20 protein-coding genes and 2 tRNA genes are annotated in these 23,802 nt (G+C 37.3%); 14 read left to right on the top strand and 8 right to left on the bottom strand.

What is annotated here, in order from left to right; all coding sequences use genetic code 11:
- Position 1: 1 nt before the first annotated feature.
- Positions 2-145: a DNA-directed RNA polymerase subunit P gene (locus tag J4526_02250; GenBank protein WFO75713.1), complete on the top strand. Its 144-nt coding sequence runs from the start codon at positions 2-4 to the stop codon at positions 143-145.
- On the opposite strand, the gene speB is transcribed toward J4526_02250, so the two are convergent.
- A complete protein-coding gene (gene speB / locus J4526_02245; GenBank protein ID WFO75712.1) occupies positions 142-1,032 on the bottom strand; it encodes an agmatinase in 891 nt (296 codons plus the stop codon). The genes J4526_02250 and speB overlap by 4 nt on opposite strands.
- A 97-nt stretch (positions 1,033-1,129) precedes the next feature.
- On the opposite strand from speB, the gene glyS reads away from it, so the two are divergent.
- The 3 genes from glyS to J4526_02230 all read left to right on the top strand — a co-directional run bounded on the left by glyS (position 1,130) and on the right by J4526_02230 (position 3,883).
- A complete protein-coding gene (glyS, locus tag J4526_02240; protein WFO76289.1) occupies positions 1,130-2,941 on the top strand; it encodes a glycine--tRNA ligase in 1,812 nt (603 codons plus the stop codon).
- A gap of 128 nt (positions 2,942-3,069) precedes the next feature.
- Positions 3,070-3,468 carry a hypothetical protein gene (locus J4526_02235; protein WFO75711.1) on the top strand — a complete coding sequence of 133 codons (399 nt, stop codon included), beginning with the start codon at positions 3,070-3,072 and terminating at the stop codon, positions 3,466-3,468.
- Positions 3,469-3,472: 4 nt separating this feature from the next.
- On the top strand, positions 3,473-3,883 hold the full coding sequence (locus J4526_02230) for a hypothetical protein (GenBank protein WFO75710.1): 411 nt from the start codon (positions 3,473-3,475) through the stop codon (positions 3,881-3,883).
- A gap of 34 nt (positions 3,884-3,917) precedes the next feature.
- On the opposite strand, the gene J4526_02225 is transcribed toward J4526_02230, so the two are convergent.
- Positions 3,918-5,549: a radical SAM protein gene (locus J4526_02225; protein WFO75709.1), complete on the bottom strand. Its 1,632-nt coding sequence runs from the start codon at positions 5,547-5,549 to the stop codon at positions 3,918-3,920.
- Between the two features lie 100 nt (positions 5,550-5,649).
- Here J4526_02225 and J4526_02220 point away from each other — a divergent pair, with 100 nt between their 5' ends.
- The 3 genes from J4526_02220 to J4526_02210 all read left to right on the top strand — a co-directional run bounded on the left by J4526_02220 (position 5,650) and on the right by J4526_02210 (position 7,487).
- Positions 5,650-6,327: a DUF47 family protein gene (locus J4526_02220; GenBank protein ID WFO75708.1), complete on the top strand. Its 678-nt coding sequence runs from the start codon at positions 5,650-5,652 to the stop codon at positions 6,325-6,327.
- A gap of 33 nt (positions 6,328-6,360) precedes the next feature.
- Positions 6,361-6,903, top strand: a complete 543-nt coding sequence (gene endA, locus J4526_02215; GenBank protein ID WFO75707.1) for a tRNA-intron lyase — start codon at positions 6,361-6,363, stop codon at positions 6,901-6,903.
- Positions 6,904-7,184: 281 nt separating this feature from the next.
- Entirely contained in the window at positions 7,185-7,487 is a 303-nt protein-coding gene (locus J4526_02210) for a hypothetical protein (protein ID WFO76288.1), read from the top strand.
- Between the two features lie 3 nt (positions 7,488-7,490).
- Here J4526_02210 and J4526_02205 read toward each other — a convergent pair whose 3' ends face one another.
- Complete coding sequence (locus J4526_02205; protein WFO75706.1) at positions 7,491-8,087, bottom strand: UbiX family flavin prenyltransferase; 597 nt, start codon at positions 8,085-8,087, stop codon at positions 7,491-7,493.
- A 224-nt stretch (positions 8,088-8,311) separates the two neighbouring features.
- Between J4526_02205 and J4526_02200 the strand changes: the two genes are divergently transcribed.
- Positions 8,312-9,145 carry a KaiC domain-containing protein gene (locus J4526_02200; GenBank protein WFO75705.1) on the top strand — a complete coding sequence of 278 codons (834 nt, stop codon included), beginning with the start codon at positions 8,312-8,314 and terminating at the stop codon, positions 9,143-9,145.
- Here the strand turns inward: J4526_02200 and J4526_02195 are convergent.
- Entirely contained in the window at positions 9,131-11,590 is a 2,460-nt protein-coding gene (locus tag J4526_02195; GenBank protein WFO75704.1) for a tRNA(Met) cytidine acetyltransferase, read from the bottom strand. The two genes, J4526_02200 and J4526_02195, sit on opposite strands and share 15 nt — an antisense overlap.
- Entirely contained in the window at positions 11,550-13,781 is a 2,232-nt protein-coding gene (locus tag J4526_02190) for a CDC48 family AAA ATPase (GenBank protein WFO75703.1), read from the bottom strand. Before J4526_02190 ends, J4526_02195 begins: the two co-directional genes overlap by 41 nt.
- 220 nt (positions 13,782-14,001) lie before the next feature.
- Here J4526_02190 and J4526_02185 point away from each other — a divergent pair, with 220 nt between their 5' ends.
- The 4 genes from J4526_02185 (at position 14,002) to J4526_02170 (ending at position 20,092) form a co-directional block, all read left to right on the top strand.
- Entirely contained in the window at positions 14,002-14,757 is a 756-nt protein-coding gene (locus J4526_02185) for a KaiC domain-containing protein (protein ID WFO75702.1), read from the top strand.
- Between the two features lie 188 nt (positions 14,758-14,945).
- Entirely contained in the window at positions 14,946-18,758 is a 3,813-nt protein-coding gene (gene rgy, locus J4526_02180; protein WFO75701.1) for a reverse gyrase, read from the top strand.
- Positions 18,740-19,690, top strand: a complete 951-nt coding sequence (locus J4526_02175) for a carbon-nitrogen hydrolase family protein (protein ID WFO75700.1) — start codon at positions 18,740-18,742, stop codon at positions 19,688-19,690. Before rgy ends, J4526_02175 begins: the two co-directional genes overlap by 19 nt.
- Positions 19,691-19,720: 30 nt before the next feature.
- A complete protein-coding gene (locus J4526_02170; GenBank protein WFO75699.1) occupies positions 19,721-20,092 on the top strand; it encodes a hypothetical protein in 372 nt (123 codons plus the stop codon).
- Positions 20,093-20,133: 41 nt separating this feature from the next.
- Here the strand turns inward: J4526_02170 and J4526_02165 are convergent, their stop codons facing one another.
- Complete coding sequence (locus J4526_02165; GenBank protein WFO75698.1) at positions 20,134-21,528, bottom strand: hypothetical protein; 1,395 nt, start codon at positions 21,526-21,528, stop codon at positions 20,134-20,136.
- A gap of 252 nt (positions 21,529-21,780) precedes the next feature.
- On the opposite strand from J4526_02165, the gene J4526_02160 reads away from it, so the two are divergent.
- Positions 21,781-22,674, top strand: a complete 894-nt coding sequence (locus tag J4526_02160; protein WFO75697.1) for a DMT family transporter — start codon at positions 21,781-21,783, stop codon at positions 22,672-22,674.
- Positions 22,675-22,755: 81 nt separating this feature from the next.
- On the opposite strand, the gene J4526_02155 is transcribed toward J4526_02160, so the two are convergent.
- Both J4526_02155 and J4526_02150 read right to left on the bottom strand, forming a co-directional pair.
- Positions 22,756-22,832 (bottom strand) — tRNA-Pro (locus J4526_02155).
- Between the two features lie 20 nt (positions 22,833-22,852).
- Positions 22,853-22,958: transfer RNA gene (locus J4526_02150), tRNA-Met, on the bottom strand.
- 502 nt (positions 22,959-23,460) lie between these two features.
- Between J4526_02150 and J4526_02145 the strand changes: the two genes are divergently transcribed.
- The gene (locus J4526_02145; GenBank protein ID WFO75696.1) at positions 23,461-23,796 is read left to right on the top strand and encodes a hypothetical protein; all 336 of its coding nucleotides are present in this window, start codon (positions 23,461-23,463) and stop codon (positions 23,794-23,796) included.
- Positions 23,797-23,802 lie beyond the last annotated feature (6 nt).

Genomic DNA, 23,802 nt, shown 5'->3' with positions numbered 1-23,802 from the left:
GATGCCTTACTATAAGTGCGGTAAATGTGGTGCTGTATTTACTGATGAGCAGCTAAAACTATTACCTGGTATTAGATGTCCTTATTGTGGTTATGAAGTTATATATAAAGTTGCAAGAAACTTTAGGATAGTAAAAGCTATTTAACTAAAATTTAATTGAATCATTCCTGTTGCTTCAACGATAATTTTTGCGGCAAGAATACTTGTAATATCACTTACATCGTATAGAGGATTTACTTCAACTATGTCTATTCCAAGTATTCTTGAAGAATTTTCTATGATATACTTAAGTACACTGAGTAAGTCGCTAGGTGTTAATCCTAATGGCTCGGGATTCGATACTCCGGGGGCATAAGCTGGATCAATAGAGTCCATGTCTATAGATATGTAGACATGTTTTACCGTTGATAAATAGTCCTGGATAATGTCTAAGCTAGTTTTATCGTTGATTTCTTTAGGTTTTATGAAAGGTATATTTTGTTTATTAGCATAATTTAGCTCTTCACTTGAAAATGCTCTTGCTCCTATGATTAATGGTTTAATATCTAATAGTTCTGTTATGAGCCTATTTGTTGATGCATGTCCAAGTTTATAGCCGAGATAATTTTCCCTAAGATCGAGGTGTGCATCAAATACTATGTAACCAACTTCCTTATGGACGTTTTTTATACCCTTAATCACGCCGTAAGTTAATGTGTGTTCTCCTCCAAGCACGAAAAGAACATGATCGTTATATTTTTCACTAATAATCTCTACAGCCTCTTCTATTATTTTTATGGACTTCTCGTTATCTCCAGGTACTACGGCGAGATCCCCGAGATCGTTATAAAGAATGTTATCTACATCGATGTTAGCATATATCGAGTAAAACTCTATGTTACAAGAAGCCTCTCTTATGTATGATGGTGCAAATCTTGTTCCCGGTCTATATGATGCTGAATTATCTAAAGGAATACCTAGTACAAGATACTTAGATTGGGGATTATGTTCGCACCCAAAGGGCTTAGTTTTTATGATAGGGCAGTACCACATGGGGTATCGTACCTTGCCGTATTTTATTAGTTTAGTCTAATAGTATTAATTTAGAATGATTTAAGTAACATTAATAAGGTTATCAATCACTATTATGATGCCAGATATCTCAGGCACCTGGTGGAAATCCTTGGCCGAGAACTTTGACAAGTTCGATGAATTAACGAAGATCGCGAGAAGCCGAGGGATCTTCTGGCCATCCAATGAAATCTATGGTGGTGTTGCTGGTTTTTACGACTTTGGTCCAGTTGGGCTATTAATTAAGAATAAAATTGTTTCATTATGGAGAAAAGTGTTTATTAATGAACAACAGGGGCTTGTTGTAGAAATAGAAACACCAGTAATTACTCCAAGAATAGTATTAAAAGCGAGCGGTCATGAAGACAACTTTACTGATCCAATAACAGTATGTACGAAATGCGGGAAAGTGTATAGAGCAGACCATTTACTTGAAGAAGTTGCTGGAGTAAAAGCTGAAGGCCTTTCAGTGGATGAGTTATGGGAATTAATTAAGAAACATAATGTTAAATGCCCTGAAGATGGTGGTGAATTATCAAAGCCTAGACCCGCATTACTATTATTTAAAACAGAAATAGGTCCCTACAAAGGTAGTCCAGCGTATATACGTCCAGAAACAGCTCAGGGGATATTTGTATCATTTAAGCATGTGTTCCAGAGTATTAGAGAAAAATTACCCATAGGAATAGCTCAGATAGGTCGTGTTGGTAGAAACGAAATCTCTCCAAGACAGGGATTAATTAGGCTTAGAGAATTCACTATAATGGAGTTTGAGTTCTTCTTTGATCCTGATAAGGCTTGGGAAGAAGCTAAAGAATACTTAACCGACGATATTTTATCGGAGGAATTAAGAATAGTAACGGCTGAAATGAAGACGAAAAATATAGATGAACCAATTATTGCTCCATTAAGGGAGCATCTTGAAGAAAAACGTATTATTAACCCATGGTTAGGGTACTGGATGGTAATAGGTAATAGGTTTCTGAAAAGACTGGGTATACCTCCTGATAAGATTAGATTTGAAGAAAAACTACCCCACGAACGTGCTCATTATGCCGACCAAACGTTCGACCAGCAAGTCTATACAGAGAAATATGGTTGGGTTGAAGTAGCAGGATTTGCTTATAGAACAGACTATGATCTAAAACAGCACATAAAGTTCTCCGGTAAAGATCTCACTGTCTTTAAGAGATACGATAAACCTATAGAGAAAACTGTCGTAAAGATCATACCTCTAGTTAATAAAATAAAGGAAGTAGCTGGTGACAACGTAGGAAAAGTACTGAAAGAACTTAATTCTTTGCCCCCAGAGAAGGTAGCAGAGACTCTAAGGAAGCAAGGAAAACTTATCATAGAAGGAGTGACGCTTACACAAGACCATATACTTGTTAAGGAGGAGAAAGTTAAAGTATATGGTGAAAAAATAGTTCCTCACGTAGTTGAGCCATCCTATGGTCTTGAACGAGTATTCTATGTAGTATTAGAAAATAGTATCTCGAAAGCAAGTGATGGTAGGGTTATTCTTAAGCTAGTACCTGAAATAGCACCATATGAAGTAGCAGTATTTCCGTTAGTTACAGGTTCTAAAAGCGAACATAAGAAGATAAGAGAGATAGCTTACAAATTGTATGTCTACTTGCTTCATGCAGGATTTAATGCCTACTATGATGAAGATGGGAGTATAGGAAAAAGATATGCACGAGCAGATGAAATAGGTATACCTTACGCCATCACAGTAGATTACCAAACTCTTGAAGACAAAACAGTTACCATAAGATTCAGGGATACACGTGAACAAAAACGTATACATCTCAAGGATCTATATAACGAACTCTTGAAACTTACAGGGAAAATTATTGATTGGAATAGTATAATTGAAAAGGATCTATAAATAAATTCAATATTTTGATTAACAAAGATACAATATATTAGCTACTAAAACATTTTTATCGTGAAAGCGTATTTTTAAGGGGTTTAGATAAATAGTATGTGGGAACCAATAGAGCAGAGGTATCGTGTATGAGTGAATCGCAAGAACTAAAGAAACAAAATGAGCAAGCCTCTACAGGAGAGAAAAAGAAAGCTAAAATTGATGTCACCAAACTAGTTTCGATAATTCCTCCTGCATCAGAATTAAGAAGAAAGGAGGAACGTGTAAAAGAAAAGAGAATAAGAGTTAGATGGGATGAGTCTTTACCACAAGGAATTGCTCGTATATCCAAGGAATTGGCTAGTATGCTTGGAATAAAGGATGGTGACACTATAGAAATTGTTGTTGCTGGGAGACATAAATTCCTATTTAAAGCAACTATTGTAGAGGAAGGTAGTATTAATGAAGTATACTGTAATCCTGAGGAATTACGTGAAAAAGGAGTTGCTGACAAAAGCATTGCGACAGTGAGAAAGAAGGCTGGGTGAGTTGATGGAGGATAGCCCTATTGATATATTAAATAGGTTGAAAAAAGCTATTGACGATTATGAGAAGATCATTGATTTAACAAAGATTATACTAAATGAAGTAAGAGCATATGGTGACTCCAATAAAATACCATTGCTGTCAAGAAGACTATCAAGTATACTCAAAGAGTTAGAACTGGTAGGTTCTATGGCGTCAAGCAAAGGATTATGGCCAGGTAATGATACTACAGTAGAATATCTTAATGTATTTAGTAGATATATTGCTCTAGTTAGCATACCTTATGAAAAAGATCTAATTAATGAGATCAAGGAAAAATTTATCGAAACCAATAATACTAAACGTATAAATGAACTAAATGAGTTGTTGAAAATCATAGATAAAGTAGAAGAAATATATGCTAAACTAGTTGCCTAGATCTGTTGTCAGTTCAGTGATTATTTGTTTATAATTAATGACCAAAACATTTCTCGATCGATACAACATCACCATAAACTACTCTATTGCCTATGCCTGTTATTCTTATATTTGCCAGACAAGTTGTTTCTTCGGTTAATCTACTTAATACCTTATTGTACGATCTCTTGTTCACTACTATAACAGGTCCATGTAGTACCGGGTAACCGTATATCCCGGTATTGGTCTTTATAATGTAGGCTTTTATAGTTGATCCTATTAATTCTCTTTTTCGCTTGCTATTATGCTTGGCTATGAGGTGTTTCAGTTCGTTTATTAAATTGCTATACTTACTTATGACTGGTTTATAGTTTTCAAATGATGTAAAAGGTAATGGTATAAATTTATATAGAGTTATTTTTTCAACGCCTTCGCTATAAAGTTTTGGTATACATTCTATTGTTTCATAGTATACTTTGTCATCCATGTATGGAAGTCCGTATATAATGTAGACATAGGGTCTTAGCCCTGCTTCTTTAAGCAATCTTATTGCGTTGAATACATGCTTCTTAGTTATAGGTTTACCTATTATGTAGTTATTGTATTCGTCTGAACATGTTTCAAGTCCTATGTGTATTGTTGTTCCTTTAAGATATTGGCCAAGAATTTTTGCTACATTACTATTTACGAGACAAGCTTTCACATTCTCTATAAAGACTATTACTTCTCTTGATTCTATCTCGGGTATTTCATTTAGTTTTTCCAGTAAATACTTTATGGCATTGATGTTTGGGGGAGGGTTGCATGGATCGGTGAGTATCTCGTTTTCCACTAGATACTCTCTACCATAATCAAGGAAATCAGGTGCACTTAATACTATTCTTCTTGCTCCATGATTTATTAGCTCTTTTATTTCGGTAACTATTTGTTCAACAGATCTGCTACGGGGAGGTCCAAAAAGAAATGGTACAGAACAAAAACCACAGCCAGGATAAATTCCTCTAGGACAAGCAAGTCTTTCTACAAGAGAAGGGGAACGACATTGCATGCATTTGATGCAAGTTCTTGATTTATCAACTTTAATTAATGGTCTACAGAAATTACTACATCCACGAAGTACTTCTACATAAAATCTTCTATACCATGGATTTTCATAGCTTTTATCTACATGAGTATATGGTTTTATGCTGTTCAGGATATGCTTTGGGGTATAGTCCGGAAATCCTGTAAAAACTATTTTGTTATTAACCCTAAAAGCTAAGCCCTTGACTAGGCAGAGTTCATCAAAATTTCTTTCAAGCAGATTTTTTAGATATTTTGTAAAGAGTGCATTAAGTTGATATTCTCCTTCACCAACAATAACTAAGTCCGGGATCGTTTTTTGTGATAGGATATGATAGAAATCCAAACTTATAGGTCCACCTATTATGGTTATATGATCTTTTAGTAGTGGTAAAAGTTTGTTTACAGCAACATTGTCAGTTATCATAGCCGATATTAAGACTATGTCATAGTTATCGATTATCCGTGGATTATTCATAACGAACTCATATGTTTTGAGATCTGTTTGTACGCCAAGTTGATTTAGATATCCTGTTACAAGTCTTGGGCCGGCACCTACGACATCAAATGTAGTATACTTTTCTCCTGATGCTCTTGCTAGTGCATCAATTACTAGAACTCTCATTATTGTACAACCTTTTGTCCATCGAGTTTTCCGTTTAAATATTCGACTAAAATCCTTATAACCTCCTACCCTAATTGACTTCTTAGTTGGTGGAAGGGAAATGGGTGAGTATTGGCAAGAAAGTAGAGAGTCAATAGCGGAGATGCATTTACATGAAGCGTTAGGTAATCTGGCGAGAATGGGGCTTGACACCATTATTGAATTTAAAAAATTTGTATCGAATATAAATATTGATGTGGCTAGGTTAGGTAGTCTATATCAGCAATTAAGAGGAAAGAAGCAGCGTGTGGAGGACACCAAAGTTCTAGTAATGGAGTATCTTGTGAGGCTTGGTGCTGCAATAAACAATAGGGATGTCTATGCTGATGTAGCTTTATCTCTTGATCGTTCAATACAGCTTGCTGATGGAGCAGCTTATAGACTTTACATGTTTGTAGAGAATGGTTTCAACACCGATGTCGATATACATAATGATATAAAGGCGTTTGTTGAGAAACTTGTAGAGGAATATCGGCTATTATATGACGGTATAATGAAATTACGTGTTGATCCTAAACAAAGTTTGAAAATCATGGAAAAAATCATAAAAATCGAGGATGAACTTGATGGTATGTATAGAGAAATAGAACTAAAGCTATTCAAGAAACTGTCAAACAATATAGCGGCTCTAATGCTTCTTAAAGAAGCAATAGACTTCATTGAAGATATCTCAGATGTAGTAAAAGAAGCTGGTGAGGCAGTCAGATATATAGCACTACATAGAACAGTAATCACCTAAAATAAAACCAAATATGTTCTGGATGGAAAAGCTATGCAATGCCGAGGCTACTTACTATACAACAGAGTAATAATTCCTGATGTAGGCTGTGCCAATGAAATTTATTGGAACGGGTTCTATGGAACTTTTCTTGGTGTTGCAAAACCCCGAAAGAAAGGCATACAGTCTCCACTAGAACTGTCTATTATCGAAGCTCTTTACCTTCTAAAGAATAAGAAACTACAAGTACTTCAAGGAATACGTGTAATTAATGAAGATGAATTATACAGTTATGGGGTAGAAAGGATACAGAGATTCAAAGAATTATACCTTGTGTATGAAGATCTTAGGAAAAAAGGATTTGTTGTCCGTAGAGGGTTAAAATTTGGATGTGATTATCTAGTCTATAAATACGGTCCAGGAATTGATCATGCACCTTATGGCGTTCAGGTTTTCAGGTACGGAGAAACCTTTGACCCTATAGAGCTTGTTAGAATGGGTAGATTACTTCATTCTGTAAGAAAGAAACTAATTCTGGCAATAGTTTTAAATGATGGTAAAATAAAGTATCTCCTTCTTGAGTGGTGGAGACCATAAGACACCAAAGCAACAAGAAATATTAATCCCTTAATTTAACCAGAAAATAATGTGCTTGAACAAATAGAGCTGGTAGTGGTAGAACCTATTGATGAGAAACATACCATTCTTATCCTGCAATTCTGAGGTGAATACTCTTGGTCAACGATAAACACGACTATAGTGGCCCAAACAAGGAAAGACCTGGCAAGGGATTTAATAGAAGACATAAGGGTGGCAGAGATTTTAGAAGACATAAACATCCCAGGGCAAGGCTAGAGCATCGCCGTGAAGAAAAACCTATGCCTATCGCGGGCAAATGCAGTCCATTGTGTCCATTATTCTATTGTACACAAAGAGCACTTGTTGTAATGAACAAGCAGGTGAGAGGACATGTACAGAAAGTTGCCTTCTGCAGACTAACAGGATCCGAATGTATTGGCGCTGAATGCCAGTACGCAGCTTGTCGTATAAACTCGTTGTTACCAGATGGTAGATGTGCTAAGGCTATAGAAACTAAACGAAGACCAGCAACTGACGAAGAACTATTTAAGGAAATGGAGTCTATCGAAGATTATGAAGTTGATGAATTTATTAAAGGGTAGCCATTAACTTTCGCTAAGCCAACGTTTATACAATTTGTTTTCTATACCTAGGACATCGAGAACTTTACCTACAATAAAGTCTTCTAGATCTTTTAGATTTTCTGGTTTGTTATAGAATCCAGGGGATGCAGGTAGGACTATTGCCCCGGCTAATGTTACTTTGAGCATGTTGAATAGATCTATTAATGATAAAGGGGTTTCCCTAACAACTAGTACAAGACGGTTTCTTAATCTGAGGGCATTGAGAGCTACTCTTGTGAGTAAACTATCTTGTATGCCTGAAGATATTTTTGCTAATGTGTTAAGCGTGCATGGAATAACCACTACATCTGTATGTAGCATTCTGCTCGAGCTTGCAAGAGGAGAAGACCATTCATTATTTTTATAAATAGTTATACAATCCCCATAGTTAGTCTTTAAATAATTCTCTAAATTTAATCCTAGTTCAGTATATGCTGTTTTGGCAGCGTTTTCGGTGTATATAACAAATACTTCATCAATCTTTGCATCATCTTTTAATTCGCATAATCTTGATATCATTCTAATACCGTAGCCTATTCCACTAGCACCGGTTATTCCTACTACTATCTTCCTAGGCATTTTCTGAACCCTTCATAATTTTTATGATATTAATTAAATACTTTGTAGAGAAACAATACTCAGTCCTGCGCGGGCTCATCATCTTTTCTATCCTGTGGTTGTTCAGCCCTTTCGAGCCTCAGCATTCACTGATAGATTTGGTTTTGGTACTCTAATATGTTGTTATCTCCCTTGCTGTTACTTAATAAGGGGTAGAATCTGTTTCTTATAATGGGGCCTGCTTTATGAGTAAGATAAAAGTAGAAAGGGTTACCACTGGAGTAGAAGGATTTGATGAACTGATTAGTGGAGGCATCCCTAAAAATTTTGTAGTAGCTGTTGTTGGAGAACCTGGTGCAGGTAAGACAGTATTCTGTATACACTTCATAGCCAAAGGACTGGAGCTCGGTGAACCAGGTATATATGTCACCACCGAGGAATCACGTGAAAGCGTTATTAGACAGGCATTAATGTTTGGATTTGATTTTAAACAGCATATTGATGAAGGCAGACTTGTAATTATAGATGCATTGACCGGGGATAGAACCGATCCTTGGAGTCTTTACAAACTTGATGTAGAAGAGCTTGTATCTAAAATTATTGAAGCCAAAAAATATCTGGGGTATGGTCATACAAGAGTTGTTGTTGATTCTATGAGTGCATTTTGGCTCGATAAACCTGCTATGGCGAGAAAATATAGTTATTATGTTAAGAGAGTCTTGACTAAGTGGGATATGACAGTACTTCTTGTAAGTCAGTATGCTGTAACTACTAGTCTTGGTTTCGGTTTTGGTATAGAACATGTGGCTGATGGTATCATACGGTTTAGAAAAAGAATAATCATGGGTAAACTGAGAAGATTCATTATAATTGAGAAAATGAGGCAAACGCCACATGATACACGTGTACATGAACTCGATATAATTGATGGAAAGGGAATGGTTATCAAGGGACCCTATAAGACAACGCGTGAAGAAATATCTATGCCTTCTAGTGTAATTAAGAAGATAATTGAGGCTGAAGCAAAAAAGAGTATGGAGCTTCTCGGATCTGATTTTTCTGAACTAGATGAGGAATGATTGTTGTTTATATGATTCGAGACGTATTCCAGGTATTTTTTCTTCATCTATTCCAAATAGTGTTTTCAAGAAGATACATGCAAGATTTCTTGCCTCGGTAAGTACAGTCTTCTGTTTTGTCTTTAGAATAGACGTTATCTCTTCCCATGTGCGTCCCTGTAATGCTTTTGCTATAAGTATTTGTTCTTGAATCTTAGTTAGCTTTGGCCTTTTGTCACGTGGTATCATCCAATATATTTTGGCGAGTTTATACATTAGATCTGCTGCGGCTTCGAAGGTCATCGGACCTGTACAATATGTCCATAGTCTATCTACTTGTATTGGTGTAAATGCATTTATTGGGAATTCTTTCAATATAGGAGGTCCATAGTCTAAGAATAATCTGGCAACCTCTATTTCGAGGTCTCTATAGTTTACTGGAAGACTATCCAGTATTTTCATCTTAAATTCCTTATTAGCAACTCTAATGATCTCTTTGATATTCTTTGAAACAGGATGAACAACTAATATCGTATATTCGCCGCTAACAGGATTCCTGTCTGGCGATATATGTACTGGATAGAACCCTGATTTTAACCAGAATTTCAATAATTGTTCATTCACGCCAAAACCCGCTCCAACCCAGTCAAGGTTGTTCTCCCTGGCTTCCTCGATTACCTTCATCAGTGCCCAGGTTCCAATACCTTTCCCTTGTACTTCAGGGTGTGTGGCTATTCTAACAATACGCCATCCTTTTGTTGACGCGAAATCTATGATCCTTAGGTGCTTAAGGAACCTATCGGGTATGATATTACCTGGTATTTTCCCTCCACGTAAAAGCTCTATGGCGGTGTCGTCATCTATCGGGCCTTCATTAGCTATTTGAAGTGCACAAACAATTTTTCCTGAAGGTAGTTTTACTGCTCTAACAATATGATGAGGGGCGTCAGCGATCATTCCAAGATCGTCAGGTTCATTCCTATAATGGGCGAGGACATATATGCCAAATAATTGTCTTAACTCATTTTCTCCTTTTTTGCTAAACAAGTATTCTGGATCGTATTTAACATAGATGAATTCTTGATTCTTTATGTATTCTATATCTTTTTCATCGAGTTCGGCAGGCTCAGCATCTAGGAGTAATGTATCAAATTGCCATCTCTCTATAGGATCGTCTATACTGTATCTTATGGGCTCATTCATTTCATACTCATAAATAATTGCTTCAGGTGTCTCTTTGATTCTTTTTAGGAATCTTACTGAGAACCCTCTTCCAGCACCTTCATAGCCATGTATTGTTGTTGAGAATACTAGCCTGTTGTGTTTCTCCCATATCTTATAAAGCATTGTTACATATATACCAGCAGCTTCATCAACTACTACTATGTCTCCCCTTAGCTTAGGAATATTTATAGGCTCCCAATACTCTATACTGAACTTCTCTCCTCGTAATTCAATTGTATTTCCTGACTTCTTGTACTCATCAAATCCATATCCAAGTTCTTTCAGCGCTTTTTTGGCGAGCATCATTAATGATTGGACATTGGATGGGCTAGGTGCTGTTACTAGAACTCTCACTTTTGGTTTCACTCTAGAAAGCAGGTGTATTAGACCTACAACTCCTATGCCAACGGCACAGCTTTTTCCACGTCCACGGTCAGCGGTTATCAAAATGGCTTTTTTCTTGCCTTTCTTTGGTTTTTCATATAGGTGCTCGAATAATTTTATAACGTTTACTTGATCTTGTGTTAATGCGAGGCTATAGATTTCCTTCGGGAAAATAGTTTTTTCGGGATATACGATTTTTCTTTCTTTTCTCTCTCCTTCATTTCCTATGATCTCAAAATTCTTGATAACTTTTTTATTGTCGGCATCGTAAATAGCTATCCCATTGTGTTCAAGTAATTTCCGTTTGAACCATGTTATGAATATATGTCTTGGCTGAGGATACTGTGGTACGATGAGGTTTCTCTTAAAAATAGTCATAAAGGTATCCCATTCATCCCATTTAGGCGCAAGGAGTATTACTATACCTCCGCCACGGACTATGCCTATGAGCCTACCAAGATCGTTGGGTTTAAGGTCTTTTGTTAAATCCATAATTAACAAGTCGAATGTTGAACCAAGATATTTCTCGCTTACTTCATATACTGCGAACTTTATTTTGGTTATTTTTGTTTTCTCTTTTATTGTCTCCTCGAAAACTTCTTTCATGTAGTTGGCGTCATCAAATTCATCGTGATAAACATAAAGGCCTGTGATCTCTTCTATTTTTGCTATTTTACGTATCTGTCTCTCATAGTATGCTATCGCTCGGGCGGCAAGTTTTCCTAGCTCCTCGGGATCACTTCCAGATAATACTATCAAGTGTCTTTGCCTATTGTTGTATAAAAAAGGGAGGTTTTTACCTAGTCTTCTAAGGATTCTAGAAAAAGAGTGATGGTCTTTCTTCTCCTGGTCTTCCAAGTCTTCTTTCCCCTAGGAATGCTCTTTTGATTTCTTTTGCTAGTGCTTCATACCTCTTGATGTCTTCTTTAGTTAGACTTGGAGGTACTACTTCTAACGCTTTAAGGAAGTGCTTCATCTCCACGGGGCGCACTTTAAATTCTTCTCTAAGAGCTATCATAGCTGCTTCACGACATACTGCTGCTATATCGGCGCCGGTATAGCCTTCGGTCCTTTTAGCAAGTTCTTCTAGATCTACATCTTTTGCTAATGGCATCTTTCTGGTGTGTACTTTAAAGATCTCTAGTCTTGCTTTCTCGTCTGGTGGCGGCACATAGATTAGTCTGTCGAATCTTCCTGGTCTTAGTAGTGCTGGGTCTAGGATGTCTGGCCTATTGGTTGCAGCAATAACAACAACGTTCCTTAGGGGCTCAATACCATCCATTTCTGTTAGTAATTGGTTTACAATTCTATCAGTTACACCACTTGTATCATGTCTTAATCCACGGGCAGGCGCTATGGAGTCTATTTCGTCGAAGAATATCACTGTTGGTGCTACTTGTCTTGCCCTCCTGAATATTCTTCTTATTGCTTTTTCGCTTTCTCCTACCCATTTGCTGAGGATTTCTGGTCCTCTGACTGCGATGAAGTTTGCTCCGCTTTCGGTTGCCACAGCTTTTGCTAGCAAGGTCTTGCCTGTACCTGGTGGCCCGAACAACAAGATACCCTTAGGAGGCTGTATACCCATTTTCTCGAAGACCTGTGGGTACTTGAGGGGCCATTCTACTGCTTCACGTAACTGCTGCTTAACATCCTCAAGACCACCAACATCACTCCACCTAACCTCAGGAACCTCAACATAAATCTCTCTGATGAGAGTGGGCTGGACATGCTTCATTGCCTCAATGAAGTCTTTCATCTGAACTTTTAGGTCTTTTAGTTTCTCGGCGGGTATAGGCTGGCTTAAATCAATTTTTCCTTCACTAACGAACCTCCTTAATGCCGCCATAGCTGCTTCTTTGACTAAAGCTGCAAGGTCAGCGCCAGTATATCCATGAGTCATCTCTGCAATACGGTCTAAGTCGACGTCATCGGCTAAAGGCATGTTCCTAGTATGTACTGCAAGGATTTCTCTTCTAGCTCTTTTATCTGGTGGTGGTATCTCTATTTCTCTATCAAATCTTCCGGGTCTTCTAAGTGCTGGGTCAACTGCTTCAGGTCTATTGGTTGCACCTATAACTATTACTTTACCTCTCTCCTTTAGTCCATCCATTAGTGTGAGTAATTGTGCTACGACTCTCTTCTCTACTTCGCCTGTAACTTCTTCTCTCCTGGGTGCTATGGAGTCTATTTCGTCGATGAATATTATTGCTGGAGCGTTTTCTTCAGCTTCTCTAAAGATCTCTCTTAGTCTTTGCTCGCTTTCTCCATAGAATTTACTCATGATCTCTGGGCCATTGATTGCTATAAAGTATGCACCGATCTCGTTTGCAAGGGCTTTGGCTAACAATGTTTTTCCGGTACCTGGTGGACCATGGAGTAAAATGCCTTTAGGTGGCTCGATTCCCAGGTGTTTAAATAACTCGGGGTGTTTTAGTGGTAGTTCTACTATTTCTCTGATCTTTTGTTTCGCCTCTTCTAGATCGCCTATATCCTCCCATGTAACCTTCGGTATCCTTCTTTGTCTCTCTATTACTTCCTCTCTGACAGGCTCATGTCTTACTTCGACTATGGTTGATTCTGTAACATAAACTCTTTGTGCAGGTTGTGTTGATACGACTACGAATTTTAATGCCATCCCGAAAATAGGTACTATAACTACTTCTCCACGAGAAACAGGTTTTCTAAGAAGGAATTGTTTAACGTACTCAGGGAAGTCGGGACCAAATCTAATTGGTTCAGTGGGAGCTAAAACAACTCTTGATGCAGGTTCTACAGATGCTTTTCTTACAGTAACGACATCTCCTACACCTACACCAATAACACTTCTCAAGAACCCATCAATTCTAATGATATCTTTATCTTCATCCTCAGGGTAAGCAGGCCATACCTGGGCCACAATACTACCCTGAGGACCCTCTACTTCAACGAAATCACCTGTGGACACACCAAGTCTTGCCATAACTTTTCTACTTATTCTAACAATTTTCCTTCCAACATCACGTTGTTTAGCTTCAGCTACTGTAAGCCTTATCTCTCGTTCTCTAGCCATGTATCTAGCACCCCAAATGTAGGCTATTCTATTGTGTAGTCTATACTGAATATTAAATGTATTATTTTCACAACTGTTTTTTCCTTGATAACAACTATGGATCGAGTTGATTGTTTTAAAATACAGAGCTTATTTCGGGAATACATAAAATGCGCAACCATTATTATAGTATCTGTAGAATAGAATATAGAAGATATTTTATGTAAAGAGGTGTCTAGCAGTGGTTGAAAGAGTAAAAACAGGGATACCTGGATTCGACGAGATACTCTATGGAGGAATACCTAAGAGGAATGTAGTGTTATTATCTGGCGGTCCTGGTACCGGGAAATCTATATTTGGCCAGCAATACCTTTGGAACGGTCTTCAAATGGGTGAACCTGGTGTATATGTTGCTTTAGAGGAACACCCTGTTCAAGTAAGAATTAACATGAGACAGTTTGGTTGGGATGTTAGAAAGTATGAGCAAGAAGGAACATTTGCTATCGTCGACGCGTTTACGGCTGGTATTGGTGAAGCAGCTAAAAGAGAAAGGTATGTGGTTAGAGACCCTACTGATGTAGGTCTACTTATTGATGTGTTAAGGGAAGCAATACGCGATACTGGGGCGCAGAGAGTTGTTGTTGACTCGGTTTCAACTCTCTATTTAACAAAACCAAGTGTTGCTAGATCAGTAGTGTTAATGCTTAAGAAAGTATTAAGTGGTATGGGAACAACAAGCATTCTTATATCACAGGTTAGCGTCACAGAAAGAGGTTTCGGTGGACCCGGAGTAGAACATGCAGCTGATGGTATTGTAAGGCTCGATCTAGATGAGTACGGCGGCGAACTTATTAGAAGTCTCATTGTATGGAAAATGAGAGGAACAAAACACAGCATGAGGAGACACCCCTTCGAAATAACGGACAAGGGTATTATAGTACATCATGATAAAGTAATAAAGGTAAAGGGAGCAGGTGTAAGTATAACCCAGCTATAAGAAAAACAGATGTTGACTAAATAATTCCGTCAGCAAACATATTAAAAACAAACTTGTCATAAAGATAATTATTTTTCAAAGAAATAAATTATTGTTAGCTACCTTATCTGACAAAACAGATTTTTTAAACCCTTTAGTATAGTTTATCTAGAAACTAGGGATCAAGTGTATTTATGTAGTGGTCTATTATGAAGGGAGACCTAAAGGAAATACATGGATTCTACCGGTACTCGTGTCCTAACTGTTATGGGGTAAATGATGACGTCCGGTTATCATTCAAGGCTCCTTGTAAAAAAGACTTAAGTGATGATATATTCCTCAACATAATCAAGAAAATTGATACAAAAGATTATTATAATCTAGTAAAAACTTATGCAGAAAATGTTACTGTACTTAAGAATTTAAAGAAGATTATTGCTGTAGAAGAAAGAGTGAAGAAACTGGAGGAATTCTTTAGCAAAGCTACGATGGGCTCTAAATTCTGGAGCGCACAAAGAACATGGGCACGTCGTGTCATCAAAGGTAAATCATTCTCCATAATAGCGCCTACAGGTATGGGGAAAACGACCTTTGGTCTAATAACGGCGCTATATCTGACAAGCAATAAAAAAAGTAAATCATATCTTGTTTTCCCGACAACACCATTGCTTAGACAAGCATACGAGAAGATCATGTCTTATGCAGAAAAAACAGGCGTAGACCTGAAAATAGTTGTCTTTCACGGAAAACTTTCTAAAAAAGAAAGAGAAGAAGTGCTAAAGCGTATTGAAGAAGGAGACTTCGACATTCTTATGACAACATCAATGTTTATACATAAGTACAATGAGATACTCAAAAAACATAATTACTCATTTATAATGGTTGACGATGTTGACGCGATACTGCGCAGTGGTAAAAGCATACGATTACTCCTAGAAATCGTAGGTTTCACCCCTGAAGAAATAGATGCTGGGCTTCAAATTATTAAGTTGAGAGCACAATTGGCTAGAATACGTGATGAAGAAGAGAGAATGAAACTAGAGAAGGAACTTGCTAGACTTGAGAAAATTGTAGAAAAAGCACGTAGGAGAGTAAAAACTGTTGTTGTTGTCTCGAGTGCTACTGGGAGACCACGAGGGATTTATCCAAGGTTATTCAGAGTATTATTGGGATTTGAAGCAGGTAGTCGAGCTGAAGCAATAAGAAACATAGTTGATTCCTATTTAATACCTGAAAAAGATGTTACGGAGCATCTAGTAGAAATTTTAAGAAAACTTGGAAGCGGCGGTCTCGTTTACGTACCTGTTGATAAAGGAATAGAGTATGCAGAGGAGATCGCGAAAATACTTAGAGAGAATGGAGTTAATGCAGAAACGTTCCATTCTAAAAAGAATATAAAAGTTCTTGAACGCTTTATTGAAGGAGAGATCGATATACTTGTTGGTGTTGCAACATACTATGGTGTAATGGTTAGAGGTCTCGATCTACCAGAAAGAGTAAGGTATGCTGTCTTCGTGGGTGTTCCACGTCACAAATTTAGTACCAAGTTAGAGAAGCCAAAGCCAGGTGATATCTTAAGAGTATTAACCATTCTCAGAGATGCTGTCGAAGGCGATGAGAAGAGAGAATTAGAATTAATGATAGGGAGGATAAGTAGTAGACTTCGTAGATTAACGCAAGCAGCCATAGCAAAGCTTGGTGAAGAATTAAACAAGGCTATTGCAGGGGAGGAGCATGAAGAAAACCCATTACTGAAAATGCTTCTCGAAGGATGGCAAAAAGCTAGAGAGCTATTGGCTAGAAAAGATGTTCAAGAGCGGCTGAAGAAAAGTGGCGACATAGCATTAATTGAAGAAGATGGAGCAACATATTTGCTAATACCTGATGTCGCTACCTATATACAGGCTAGTGGAAGAACCTCGAGATTATACCCGGGTGGTATAACTAAAGGACTTTCTGTAGTACTTGTGGATGATATAAGGCTATTGAATGGTCTCGTGAAACGTATGAGATGGTTGTTTGAGGAAATAGAGTTCAAGCCTTTCAATGAACTTGATCTAGATGAATTGTTGAAAGAAATAGATAGTGATAGAGAACGTGTTAGAAAGATTTTGAGTGGAGAAATAGCGGTAAAAGAAACTATAGAGATATCGAAATCAGCCTTGCTTGTAGTTGAATCACCTAATAAGGCAAGGACTATAGCAAACTTCTTTGGTAAACCAAGTATTAGAATTATTGGAGACAACATCAGAGCTTATGATGTGACAACAGGTGACTACGTTTTAACAATTGTAGCTAGTGTAGGTCATGTTTACGATCTTGTAGTTGATGAGGGTATTGACGGTGTTGTTATTGTAGACAATAGATTCGTTCCTGTTTACACTGATATAAAGAAGTGTAATAAATGTGGGCATCAGTTTACCGAGGAAACCATGAGATGTCCTCGATGTGGGTCAAGAGATGTTTCAAGAAAGCTTGATGTTGTGCGTGTGCTGCAGGAACTAGCTAGTGAAGTAGATCTTGTGTTCATAGGAACAGACCCTGATACTGAAGGAGAAAAAATAGGATGGGATCTCAAGGTACTTCTTGAGCCTTATACACGTGAAATCAAGAGGATAGAGTTTCATGAAGTAACAAGAAAAGCTATACTGAATGCTATAAGAAATCCACGTGACTTCGATTTAAGACTGGTTGAAGCACAGATTATTAGGCGTATAGAAGATAGATGGCTAGGCTTCTCATTATCTAGGAAACTGTGGTACGATTTATGGCCTTACTATTGTATGGACTATCTTGTAAAAAGGAAAGGTATTAACATTGATTGTTGTCGTGAAATAAACAGGAATCTTAGTGCAGGACGTGTTCAAACACCCGTTCTCGGCTATGTTATTGAGAGATATGATATGGCTACTCATCCCGAAAAGTATGGTTTGTTAAAGTATCTTGTTGTTATAGAGAATGGTATTATTACTGTTGAACTAGACCAAGAGGCAATCAATAGGATTGGTGTTAAGAAACCAAAAGAACTTATTGGTAAGGAAGTTAAAGTCACTGAAATCGAACGTAAGACAGAAGAAGTGAACCCACCACCACCTTATACCACAGATACATTATTAGCTGATGCCTCAGCGAAACTAGGTCTTAGTTCTACTAGGGCGATGCAAATTGCACAAGAACTATTCGAAATGGGTTTCATAACATACCATAGAACAGATAGTACTAGAGTTTCCGATGCAGGTATTGCAGTAGCAAGGCAATGGCTTCAAGAAAAATATGGAGACAAATACAGAGAAGTATTTAAGCCCAGAACATGGGGTGTAGGAGGAGCTCACGAGGCAATTAGGCCTACTCGCCCTATAGATGCTGACAGGCTAAGAGAACTTGTTAGAGAAGGTATAATCCAACCTGTTAGGCCTCTTACCAAGCAGCACTATGCTGTTTACGATATGATCTTTAGGAGGTTTATTGCTAGCCAGATGATCCCGGCAGTCGTTCAAAAGCAAATCCTTGAGGTAAGTATCAATGGGTATAGAACAACAGTTGAAACAGTGATAGATATACTGAAGCGTGGTTTCCTAGAGGTAAACCCGATCATAACTATGGCTATACCTATTAAGCCGGGTATATACAAGATAACAGATGCTACCGAAAGAAAGCCTCCATTAGCTAGATTCCATGATGTAATAAAGTGGATGAAAGAACAGGGCATAGGAAGACCTAGTACTTACGCCAAGATTATCCAAACACTGCTCGACAGGAAATATGTAAAAGTAACTGGTAGGGCTAAAGCTCTAATACCGACGCCTAGAGCATTCTATGTCTACAACTTCTTGAATAAGTACTTTGGCGACGTTGTTAGCGTGGAGACAACTAGGCGTCTTGAAGAGAAAATGAAACTTGTTGAAGAAGGTAAACTTGATTATCAGAGTGTACTTAGGCAAATATATGATGAGGTTATACATAAAGTAATCAACGTAAGAAGTGATGCTGAGAGAAGAGAGGTATGCGGTTACCTGACATAGAAATAATATACGCGGATAAAGAGGATAGTGTAAAGAGTCCTCGGAAAAGTTATGTTGCCGTATATCATGGGCTAACACGGATATATTCACGTAAACTAAATATTGAAAGAATAAAAGTTATTGCTAAAATAGCACGTGCTAAACGTGCTAGAGCATTAATATTACCGGCATATTTTAACACAGGACCTATCATCGAATTTTCTGATTTGTCTCAGAGAAAATACATGCTTAGGTTATTTGAACAAGTAAGTGATACAACAATAGATTCTCTTAGGGGCATAGCGTTATCTGAAAGAATAGATATTCTCGTGTCTTCCTTTCTTGAAAAAGCTGGTGCACACCACTATATTTCAAGTCTAATGATACTAAAGGATGGTAGTATAGGTGGTAGATACAGGAAAATATTGTTGTCTGAAAAAGAAGACCTCTATGGTGTTAAAAGCGGTAAGAAAATAGTTGTGTTCAATACCTCGAAAATAAATTATGGTGTTGTTATTAATGATGAAATAATGGTGCCCGAATTATGTCGTGGACTTAAAGCATTGGGGGCAAATATCATTGTTGTCCCTGTTAACCCTTTAGGCTTCAAGTACAAGATGGCTTATATTGTTGGAAGAGTACGTGCTTTAGAAAACGATATCGCGGTTCTTTTTGTGGGAGGAGTTATTGAGCATCATGATAAAATAGTTTCAGCGGCACCAACCGTCCTTATAAGTAATGCTGGAGATCCGTTGTTTGAATATAACGAAAATAAACCAGCACTAATATTCTTCGACATAGATACTCTTGCCAAAGAATCTGCTGGAATACTTGATGTATTAACTATTTATCATATAAACAAAATAGTGTTTAGCGAATTAAAGAAACTCCAGCGAGAACTAAAGGAAAAGCTTTATAGTCAGCTACATACTCAAAAAGAGGAAGAATCTTAGACGGTTAAATATGTGGTTAGGTGTAGTGCCATGAGTTCTGAAGAGATAAAGAAGGTGCTACCTATAAGAGTCGGCTCATTAAAAGATCTCGTAAGATTAGCAATAACATATACTTCTTCTGGTCAATCAATATTTCTACTAAAATTTAAGGAATCAGGCAAAATAATCATAGGAATGCTGGGGTTGTTTAGAGACTACTATAAACTTTATGGACTACCTGTACTATATTACCATATTTGTAATGGTGAGGAAGAAGAGAAAATAAGAGATGCCAATTATATAGTTGTGTCAACTAATGATGAACGTATAGAATATAGTAAAACGCCTCGACCAGGGATCTCTCTGCCGCTAGTAACTCTGGCAGAGAAACCTCCAATAATACCCGACCTTGAAGTATCATAGAAAGTCCAGAAGTTTTGATTATGATACATTGGGTGTGATTATTACAGTATTTTATATACTGTAATAAAGAATCCTTTATATACTATAACTGCTCTAGGAGGAGGTCTTGGCGCTCTAATCCTGTCTAAGATTATGTAGTCTGGTTTAATACCTGATTTAACATCATTAATAGTGATTATATTGTATTCGCCATAATGTAATGCTTCAAACCAATACCGTATCCTTATATCTGGAACGAACACATTAGAACCCTTGGTGATAACATTATCCAGCTGTTTTAGCTCTTCATACGCTCCTGGGGGTATACTAGGCCCTATTCTTGGTATAGTTGTTGTTAATCCTACTAAGAGTGTTGTATAAAATAGAAGTAAGGCCACATACCTGTGTTTCACTCTCAATATGTGCGTCCATGATAACACATAGGGTAGGAGAAAACCTGACATTAACATTAACCTCATCAGCCAATTTGACGGTATTATAGGAATGTTCATGAATGCCAGACACATTGTTAATGAAAGGAACATATAGTTTCTTTGTTTTATAAAAACAATTAACGCCATGATAGTATTGAAGTAAATAAACATCAAATAAGCTATCGGATCAAGACCTGCGTAAAATGGAGCCGGTTTTTTGAGTCTAGGAGTATTTAATTGAAATTCACTGCTTGCTCTGCTTATACTTGACAACAGACTCTTCATGAAATATATCACTTTAATGGAGTCTCCTCCAACAATAGGTGGGTAGAGAAGTATTACTATAAACAATGTTATTACCGTCATCAAAGAAATGAGTAAAAGACGCTCTTTCACTAATATAGTAACATCTTTTCTTGTTATAATGAAGCAGGAAATATAGATTAACGTAATCAATACTATAGTTCCAAATACTAAGATATGTGTTAAGCAAGATAGGGTTATTGAGATTAACAAAATAATAGTTCTAATTTTAGTATTAAAGTTTCTTGTCACTAGAGAATAAATATACATTGCCAAGAAAAGCAAGCCAATACTGTTTTTAACAAAATCTGTCTCGATCCTAAGAGTTTGAGGCCATAGCGAGAAAAATAATGATAGCAGAACTATGTATAACAGGTTAATCTTCTTATAGACCTCTAGTAGTGTAGCAAATATAATGACTGATGTTAAGCCTGTAAACAAAGACACACATATTTTCAGTCCCAGACCTGGATCGCTATAGAGTAGATCTGTTAGTCGCTGGAAAGGATACAATATGTAAAATGCAAGAGGGGGATCAGGATACTTTATTGTGCCGCTATGAAGGATGCTGTAATACTGTATTATATAATATGGACCATCAATACCATAAACTAGCTCATATCTTAAATAAATAGCTAGTGTAAACAAGGTAGATAACATAAAAACAAAACCAGCGATCACTAGCTTGACTTGCTTATTGAGCGTCATAGTGTAAAGCATATATTTCACCTATTGGCTAATGGCTGAGGTAACTATGTCCGAATATTGTTCTTCTATGTAAGCAGGTAGTGGGTTGTCTATAATTACTTGATAGTCCTATATTTGTTTAACAATTTTTATTTTGCTGGACAGCTTGTATCTTATATCTGGATGATTAATGTCTTATGATTATGAATTAACTGTATTACTGTATTGAAGCAATGTGTAAAAAGAAGTGAAAAGTAGTATACATTATTAGGTCTAGAAATTTCCTTGGAGAAGGTAATTATGTTAAATAATAAACGAATGTATGCTTTGGCTGGGGCTTTACTGGTTACGTTTCTTTGGTCAACATCCTATGTGTTCATCAAGATTGGTCTTAGAGAATTGAATCCCATAGCTTTTGCAGCCTATAGATACACTATTGCTTCCATAATATTGATGATAATTGTACTAACTAGTTATAAAGGCGGTAAAAGTCTTGAAATCAAGCAGTTACCAGTATTTTTAGTACTAGGGTTTACGGGATATTTTGTAGCCCAGGGATTGCAATTTTTGGGTTTATATTATCTCCCAGCAATCACTGTAACGTTTATTCTTAATATGACGCCTATCTTTGTTTTGGTATTAAGTGCTCTTTTTCTTAAGGAGAAACCTACGTTTCTTCAATTTGTAGGGATAATGATTGTCATTTGTGGGGTGATATTATTTTTCTCGAGTTCATTGCTTGCACTTAATGAAGTTCTCGGTGTATTTTTGACTGTGCTTTCAGGTTTAGGTTGGGCATCATATATGATTATCTCTAGGTACTATCTAAGAGGCAATAAAATAGAAGTCCTTGTATTAACTTCCTATTCAATGTCTTTTGGTTCGTTATTACTTCTCGGGACAGCTATTCTGGGTAATAGTATTATGTTCCCTTCTGTAGGTAGTTGGTTTATAATATTATGGCTCAGCATCATAAATACTGTACTAGCCTTTGTTTTATGGAACCATGCACTAAAAGTACTAAGAGCTTATGAGCAATCCATATTACAGAACACCATGTTGATACAAATAACATTATTAGCCTACGTATTCCTTGGAGAAACACTTACCCTCCAAAAGACTCTAGGAATAATAGTGGTCTTCATTGGAGTATTAATAGTACAGCTATCACCTAGATAAATGGATCTTAAGAATTATGTTTCTGTCTCATTTATGTTATCTACGTCAATGAAATACTGTAAGATCTCTCAAAGAGTTATTTGGTGGGGCCGCGGGGATTTGAACCCCGGGCCACGGGGGCCCAAGCCCCGCATCCTACCAAGCTAGACGACGGCCCCAATTGCATAGGAGAGGAAGATGCCGCCGCCGGGATTTGAACCCGGGACCTCCGGATTTCCCGCGACCTCGGCGCCGAACCCGTGGCCGTATGAGTCCGGCGCTCTAACCCGCTGAGCTACGGCGGCAGCCTCCTCTTTATTGTGGATAAGGTATTGGGTTATTATTTTTTCTACTAGATCACATGGTGCGATAAGCATGTGCTTCTTCTTACCCTTACCAACATAATCAGCCCTGTAAAGGAAGTATCTTATGGATTTGTCTTTCAGGCGGACGCGTTTAATGTAATAGAACATGCCGCCTCCATTATGCAACCCTATCACCGTACTATGTTTTTAAAAAGGTTGTATATGGTTTGAAGATGCTGGGTTGCAACGGTATTACCCTACTTGGCTTCTCAAGGGGGTCTCTGCTAGTAAGAGTGAGGTCTAGAACTGTTGGGTCATGGAGTCCTCTGGCTATATGTGGTTTTAGTCGTGGATAACAAAATACTTGACTATTTAGAAACTCATGTATATGGGCTAAGCTTCATCGTATAAATTCCCTGTTTATGTTTATAGTATTTGTCTCGTGTAATGTTGAAGATTATATAGAATTTTATGGTATAAAGTTTAGTGTAGGTGTAAGAAAGTGGTAAAGATTTCTAAGAAGAAGCGCCGTAAGGCATTAAGGACTAGGGAGGGAATTGCAGCTGGTGTTTCGAGGTACATTGTTGTGTTGTTAACTGGAGTATTGGTTGGTATAATTCTTATCCTAGCAACTATTGCTTTCCTGCCAGGACTTGTTGCAATGGGTCTCGTGGGCGTTATCTGTGGTCTCGGTATTTCTATGCTATATGCTTTAATTGTTCATAAGATTGTAAGTATGGAGAAAGACTACAAAATATACTTCTCATCAGGAGTATTCATTGGTGGAAGCACAGTATTCATCATACTAGCTTTAACAAAATACTTTTATGTACCGTGACAATCG

The sequence above is a fragment of the Desulfurococcaceae archaeon MEX13E-LK6-19 genome (assembly GCA_029637525.1).
Lineage (GTDB): Archaea > Thermoproteota > Thermoprotei_A > Sulfolobales > Desulfurococcaceae > MEX13ELK6-19.
This window is presented reverse-complemented; position numbering and strand designations above follow the sequence as displayed.

Excerpts from the sequence above, each read along its gene's own strand:
- rgy (WFO75701.1), top strand. The coding sequence starts at position 14,946 with ATGAAGGGAGACCTAAAGGAAATACATGGATTCTACCGGTACTCGTGT.
- J4526_02175 (WFO75700.1), top strand. The coding sequence starts at position 18,740 with ATGCGGTTACCTGACATAGAAATAATATACGCGGATAAAGAGGATAGT.
- J4526_02225 (WFO75709.1), bottom strand. The coding sequence starts at position 5,549 with ATGAGAGTTCTAGTAATTGATGCACTAGCAAGAGCATCAGGAGAAAAG.
- J4526_02205 (WFO75706.1), bottom strand. The coding sequence starts at position 8,087 with ATGCCTAGGAAGATAGTAGTAGGAATAACCGGTGCTAGTGGAATAGGC.
- J4526_02190 (WFO75703.1), bottom strand. The coding sequence starts at position 13,781 with ATGGCTAGAGAACGAGAGATAAGGCTTACAGTAGCTGAAGCTAAACAA.
- endA (WFO75707.1), top strand. The coding sequence starts at position 6,361 with ATGCAATGCCGAGGCTACTTACTATACAACAGAGTAATAATTCCTGAT.
- glyS (WFO76289.1), top strand. The coding sequence starts at position 1,130 with ATGCCAGATATCTCAGGCACCTGGTGGAAATCCTTGGCCGAGAACTTT.
- J4526_02165 (WFO75698.1), bottom strand. The coding sequence starts at position 21,528 with ATGCTTTACACTATGACGCTCAATAAGCAAGTCAAGCTAGTGATCGCT.
- J4526_02220 (WFO75708.1), top strand. The coding sequence starts at position 5,650 with ATGGGTGAGTATTGGCAAGAAAGTAGAGAGTCAATAGCGGAGATGCAT.
- J4526_02210 (WFO76288.1), top strand. The coding sequence starts at position 7,185 with ATGCCTATCGCGGGCAAATGCAGTCCATTGTGTCCATTATTCTATTGT.
- speB (WFO75712.1), bottom strand. The coding sequence starts at position 1,032 with ATGTGGTACTGCCCTATCATAAAAACTAAGCCCTTTGGGTGCGAACAT.
- J4526_02200 (WFO75705.1), top strand. The coding sequence starts at position 8,312 with ATGAGTAAGATAAAAGTAGAAAGGGTTACCACTGGAGTAGAAGGATTT.
- J4526_02230 (WFO75710.1), top strand. The coding sequence starts at position 3,473 with ATGGAGGATAGCCCTATTGATATATTAAATAGGTTGAAAAAAGCTATT.
- J4526_02170 (WFO75699.1), top strand. The coding sequence starts at position 19,721 with ATGAGTTCTGAAGAGATAAAGAAGGTGCTACCTATAAGAGTCGGCTCA.
- J4526_02250 (WFO75713.1), top strand. The coding sequence starts at position 2 with ATGCCTTACTATAAGTGCGGTAAATGTGGTGCTGTATTTACTGATGAG.
- J4526_02235 (WFO75711.1), top strand. The coding sequence starts at position 3,070 with ATGAGTGAATCGCAAGAACTAAAGAAACAAAATGAGCAAGCCTCTACA.